This is a genomic window from Gracilibacillus alcaliphilus (genome assembly GCF_016909015.1).
In the GTDB taxonomy this organism is placed as follows: Bacteria; Bacillota; Bacilli; order Bacillales; family Amphibacillaceae; genus Gracilibacillus; species Gracilibacillus alcaliphilus.
Genome location: NZ_JAFBFA010000068.1, coordinates 1 through 5545, shown reverse-complemented (window position 1 = coordinate 5545; position 5545 = coordinate 1). Strand labels below are relative to the sequence as shown.

At 35.3% G+C, this 5545-nt stretch carries 7 protein-coding genes; 6 read left to right on the top strand and 1 reads right to left on the bottom strand.

Annotated features, from left to right (window positions below):
• Positions 1-103 precede the first annotated feature (103 nt).
• Together JOD18_RS23930 and JOD18_RS23925 are read left to right on the top strand one after the other, a co-directional pair.
• Positions 104-1264 carry an MFS transporter gene (locus JOD18_RS23930; RefSeq protein ID WP_204671969.1) on the top strand — a complete coding sequence of 387 codons (1161 nt, stop codon included), beginning with the start codon at positions 104-106 and terminating at the stop codon, positions 1262-1264.
• 308 nt (positions 1265-1572) lie between these two features.
• Positions 1573-2067, top strand: coding sequence for a LysM peptidoglycan-binding domain-containing protein (locus JOD18_RS23925; protein ID WP_239588344.1), 495 nt, complete (start codon positions 1573-1575; stop codon positions 2065-2067).
• 318 nt (positions 2068-2385) lie between these two features.
• Here the strand turns inward: JOD18_RS23925 and JOD18_RS23920 are convergent, their stop codons facing one another.
• On the bottom strand, positions 2386-2949 hold the full coding sequence (locus JOD18_RS23920; protein WP_204671968.1) for a dihydrofolate reductase family protein: 564 nt from the start codon (positions 2947-2949) through the stop codon (positions 2386-2388).
• Positions 2950-3400: 451 nt separating this feature from the next.
• Here JOD18_RS23920 and JOD18_RS23915 point away from each other — a divergent pair, with 451 nt between their 5' ends.
• From JOD18_RS23915 to JOD18_RS23900, 4 genes are all read left to right on the top strand, one after another.
• Complete coding sequence (locus JOD18_RS23915; protein ID WP_204671965.1) at positions 3401-3646, top strand: TetR/AcrR family transcriptional regulator; 246 nt, start codon at positions 3401-3403, stop codon at positions 3644-3646.
• Positions 3636-3905: a hypothetical protein gene (locus JOD18_RS23910; protein ID WP_204671963.1), complete on the top strand. Its 270-nt coding sequence runs from the start codon at positions 3636-3638 to the stop codon at positions 3903-3905. Before JOD18_RS23915 ends, JOD18_RS23910 begins: the two co-directional genes overlap by 11 nt.
• 53 nt (positions 3906-3958) lie before the next feature.
• Positions 3959-4429: a DUF1307 domain-containing protein gene (locus tag JOD18_RS23905; protein ID WP_204671961.1), complete on the top strand. Its 471-nt coding sequence runs from the start codon at positions 3959-3961 to the stop codon at positions 4427-4429.
• A gap of 177 nt (positions 4430-4606) precedes the next feature.
• The gene (locus JOD18_RS23900; RefSeq protein ID WP_204671960.1) at positions 4607-5074 is read left to right on the top strand and encodes a hypothetical protein; all 468 of its coding nucleotides are present in this window, start codon (positions 4607-4609) and stop codon (positions 5072-5074) included.
• The last annotated feature ends 471 nt before the right edge of the window (positions 5075-5545 follow it).

Below are 5545 nucleotides of genomic sequence, written 5' to 3'. Positions count from 1 at the left end.
TATTCCTTGACTTACCTAATGTTTTTAATATTAATCAATGAAAATTAGAGAAAAACAGCGATATTTTAAGAAAATGAAAGTATATTGAGGGAGGAAGGATTAAATGAATTATCGGCTTCTGATATTAGTACTTGGAACATTCATAATAGGCACAGATGATTTTGTTATTGCTGGTTTATTACCTCATATTGCTAATGATATGAATGTTACAATTGCCGCAGCAGGACAGTTAGTTACTGCATTTGCTATCGCTTATGCCGTAGGAGCCCCTCTTTTTGGCACCTTAACCATGAATTTTCCATTAAAATCCCTTTTGATTATATCTATGTTGGTATTTGCTATTGCCAACGCTCTGTCTGCCATTGTTACTTCTTTTGAAATCCTCTTGTTCACAAGAATACTAGCTGCACTCGCCGCTGCGATATTCACCCCGCTAGCAATGACTGCTTCTGCTAGTTTAGTATCGGACAAAATGAGAGGCAAAGCATTGTCATTTATACTAGCAGGAATAACTGTGGGGTTAGTTTTAGGTGCTCCTATTGGAACATGGATTGGAAATGCACTCACTTGGCGTTATTCTTTTATTTTTGTATCAGTAGTTTCATTCATTACTGTGATAGGAGTTCTACTATTTTTACCTAAAATTGAAAGAGAAGCAGAATTAACTATTAGAGAAAGATTAAAAGGTTTCAATAAGATTATTTTATTAACATTATGTGTAAGTGTTATTGGTACAACAGGCGGTTTCATGACATATACATATATAGCTCCTATCATTACAGAGATTACGAATGTCGATAATATCAGTGTCTTTCTTATGTTGTTTGGGATAGGTGCACTTTTCGGAAATTTGGTTGGGGGGTACTTTACAGATAAAATTGGTGCGCCAAAAACATTAAAGCTATCACTTGGAGGTTTCGCCATATTACTAGCAGCATTCTCATTTTTATCCTTACTAAATCCATCTGCCTTGGCCATTGTTATGGTATCTATTGTAGCGATATTATGGGGAATTCCGGGGTTTGGTATGAATCCAGCTCTTAATACATTTCTTATATCATTAAATCCTAAACAAGCTCAAATGGTTTTATCATTCAGCGCCTCTGCTCTTTACATGGGAATTGGATTAGGTGCATTTGTGGGGGGTGGCGTTATAAGTATTAGTTCAGTAAACTATGTAGGGCTAGGAAGTGGTGTACTCGTTCTTATTGCGTTAGTACTGTTTACTTTTGTTAATAGAGTTGCTAATAAGAGTAGGGTTTAAAACGGGATGATAACCAGCGAATTTTAATGACTCTTGAACAATTGAAAAAAATAAAAAGCGTAAAAGAAAACCGTCCGGTATAGCCTACATTGGATGAAATAATGAATGATAAACTTACAGATAGAACCATCCACAGGCAGAATACGCGTGAAAAGACTTTTCTATTTTTTCGTTTTTGTTACAGTTCAATTACAAAATGGCCACAGAAATAGAATCCAAGTTTACAAGTTCAAATGATGGGTAGACAGTAATTATACATTGGAGAGGGAGGTGTTATTATCAAGTATATTTCTGCAATCATTCTTTCTTTGGTCGGATTCGTACTATTTGCGGGAACAGCAGCAGCTGAGAAGCATTATGAAGTACAATCAGGAGATACTCTATACCGTATCGCTCAAAACTATCAAGTAGATATAAATGCTGTCATTGCGGCAAATTCATCGATATCGGATCCTACCCATATTGTAACAGGGCAAACCATAAACATCCCAGATGCAACGGGAACTCCTTTTACAGTTACAGCTTATACGGCTGGACCTGAATCTACTGGAAAAGAACCTGGTGATCCGGCCTATGGTATAACCGCATCTGGTGAGGTAGTAGAGGAAGGACGTACAATTGCATGTCCGCAATCTCTTCCTTTTGGGACGAAAATACATATCCCGAACTTAGATGAAACTTACGTGTGTGAAGACCGAGGAAGTGCGATTACAAATGGTTATTTGGATATTTATATCGAGGACTTAAACAAGGCATTGGAATTTGGTGTACAAGAACTTCAAGCTAAAGTGTGGACATATTAGTCTAAGGACTAGGTTATAGATTTTCCGCAACAGAAAGCAACCATTTATGTATTACATGTAGATGGTTGCTTTCCTTTCTTGTGTGAACTGTCTCGTTAATTACTCATCTATTATGGAGACAGTTCGATATACTATCATAGTCAATCTTTGTTTCCTTGCTATAGAACTCCTCCTTCATTTACAAAAAAACTTAAATGAAAAAAAATAGAAAAATTAATTAACAAAAGACTACCATTGATTATGAAAATTTTATGTCACACCGGGCAGCCACTAACTATGGAAATCTTTCAGTTACTGTTAGACGTTTGAACATAACATCTATTTACTTTCTTTATTTCTGAGCGTTTGATATGTGAGCAGGATGGCTCCTGTGTTAAATACCTTTGTGTCCGTAAGTTTGAGTTTAATGGAATCAGCTATATTCTTAAATACAGGCATTCCATCTCCTAACACAACTGGGTGAACAATCAACCTATATTCATCGATCAATCCAAGTCTTGAAAGAGATTGGGCAAAGTCCGCCCCTCCGTGTGCTAAAATATAGCTTCCTGGTTGTTGCTTCATCATGGATATCTCATCCGCTATATCCCTATTTGCTAAACGGGAATGTTTCCAACTTACTTCCGTCAATGTTTTAGAAAAGACAACCTTTGGAATTTCATTCATTGGCGGAGCATATTCATCAGTCGATGACGGCCAATGTTCCGCCATATCTTGATAGGTCACCCTTCCCATTATATGGACATCAGCCTGCGAAAGAATGTCAACGATGCATGCTTTTAATTCATCATCAACACTATCAAAAATCCAATCCACACTTCCATCCCTTGCATTAACAAATCCATCAAGAGAAACATCCATTTTTAAAACTACTTTTCTCATTCTATATCCTCCTTGTATTAAATCTACAACTTATTGTAGCAAATGATATAGGGGAAGGTTTCTTATAAATTGCTGTGTTTAGGATAGAAATTTTACTGGTTCATTTTGCTGAATAAGCAGCCAGTTAGAACTATATTTCATGGGATAAAGTAACTTTAATAAAGGCAACTATCCTGTATTAATAGGTAGCTTTGATGCAGCACTAGTGTTTATTTATCTAAAAATATAAAGTAAGAACCTATGTCTATAATGATTCAAAACAAGAATCAATCATTTTAAGTATCTGTTTGGAAGTTTAGGACTCGCTGTCCCTCTTACAAAAGGCCGGAATAGATCTCGCCCGATTTGCAGACTTAAAGATTCGTAAGAAAGGGCAAATTAGACACTAGTATAAATTTTCGATACATTTTTAAAACCGACCAGATGGTTTTTTGATAGGAGTGAATAAAACTTGAGCAGAAAATATAATGCCAAACAGACTAAAGAAAATATTATTACAACGGCCGTTCAATTATTTATGGAAAAAGGGTTCGAGAAAACAAGTATGCGAGATATTGCGAATACACTTGGTATATCTAAAGGCGGTATTTACCACCATTTTAAGTCTAAAGAAGAAATCATTGATATTGTCAGAAAAAATAAAGCAAATAGTGTAGAAGTTCATTTAACTAAATGGAGAGAGACGATTGACAAATGAACCAATTGATTCACTTGATTTAGATCCCATAGATTTAAAAGGTGATATGGTGAATTGTACGCGAGGCATAATCACTTTTTTTGTATGGCCTTATGGGCTTGGAGACAAAGAAGAGATAGAACCAGAGGCTTCATTTACAAGAGAGCTCGTTTGTGATGTCAACGAATCAAACCATTACGAATTGAGAAATGGATGGGAGTCAGATTACTTATCCAACGAAATTCTTTGGGAATTTGAGGCAGATGAGTTTGGAAAGTAAATAGAATACTAGATATAATTCGTAAACTAAATGTATTAGTTTAGAATGGAGCTGTGCAGATAATAAAAAAACAACCTTTAAGAATGATTAGACTATTGCTTTTATTTTTCTGTACGTTAGGATTGATAGCCTGTAGTTCTAGTGAAACGATCACCTTTAGAGGAGATATAGAGGATTTTGCAAACGATGTTGAAATTATTTTGGAAGTTGAAACAGAAGAAGTACAATCCATGAAATATGTTATGGTAGACTCATATGCAGAAATGGATATGACAAAAGAAGAGGCAGAAGAAATGGAAGAAGACATTCGATTGATGTATGGGAATTTAATGAAAGCAAGAGGGATGGAAGTTAACGTTAATTATGGTGATCAAGAAATGGAGTTAGTCATGTATATTGATTTTAGAGAAGTTAGTCAATCAGATCTTCCCGAATATGGTTTTGGGAATTTGGAAGAGGCTGGCTTAGGATTAGAAAATATGATTAATGAATTGGAAGAAGCAGGTTTTGAGAGAGAATCATAGACTGGCAGTTATAGGAGTTATCAGATTTATTGGCAGTAAGACTTTTATTGTTTGGGCAAATGATTTATTTGTGATATTTTATATTCAAGAACAAACATAGTATCCGCGAAGATATATTTGTCTGCATGATTAATATGAAGAAAGTTCTTGTATCCATTTTAAGCGAGGAGGCAGAAAATGAAGAAAAAACTATTGATTCTTGTAATTCTTTTCATACTAAGTGCATGTAGTAATAGTGCCAGCGATGCAGTGGAAGCCGATTTTGAAAAAATGGACTATAACTTCATCGCACCTAGTGAATTGGATGAGAGTGAAATTATTCAGCCAGGCTCTGTTGTCATCCTTGAAGGAGAAATAACAAACAAGCAAGAGAATGCTGCTAATATAACTGCGGCTAAAATGCCTGAACAAGAAGGTGTACAATATGAGGTTGTTGTTTTTGAACAGAGTAATTTATTTATGATATCAACAGGAGAAGCGGGAGAGTATACTGTACTTGTTAATGAAACGGATGATTTTAACCAATGGAATGAAGGGGATTTCATTACTGTGACGGGAATATTTGAAGGACCTAATGGTCAGACACGTGAACCTGTGATTAAAGCAGATGAAATAGATGGTATGGAGGAGCTTCCAGATAATTAAGGGACATTGCTTTCTTTCGAAAAAAATATAGTTGTTAGATGAAACCATTGAAATCTATTTACGTTCTATGGGGTGATATAAGTATAAGCGAGGCTATACCGCTCATAGTTAGTAAATTATTTGATATTTTTCTATGGTTATGTTAGACATAAGCCGAAGCTTTATGTGTTGTGTGCTACATTTTCCCTCTGATTTTATGAAAGGATGGCCGGACGTCTTACTAAGGTTAATGGTATTATCATTACTTGGCTATTTCATTTTCAAAACATGAAACTATTGGAGGAAAGAATCTTCTGCCTTATGTAAATAGATACTAATGATATCAGACAAGTAGGAAGACAATTGTGCGAGAGAAAAGGTGTAAAAATCATTAAAGGGGCTTGTCAAGAAAAGTGTGTAAGTTATTCTAAATACTTTAACACTCGTTCATTAAGATGGTCATGAATTAAGAACTGGTTCATGACCATTGCC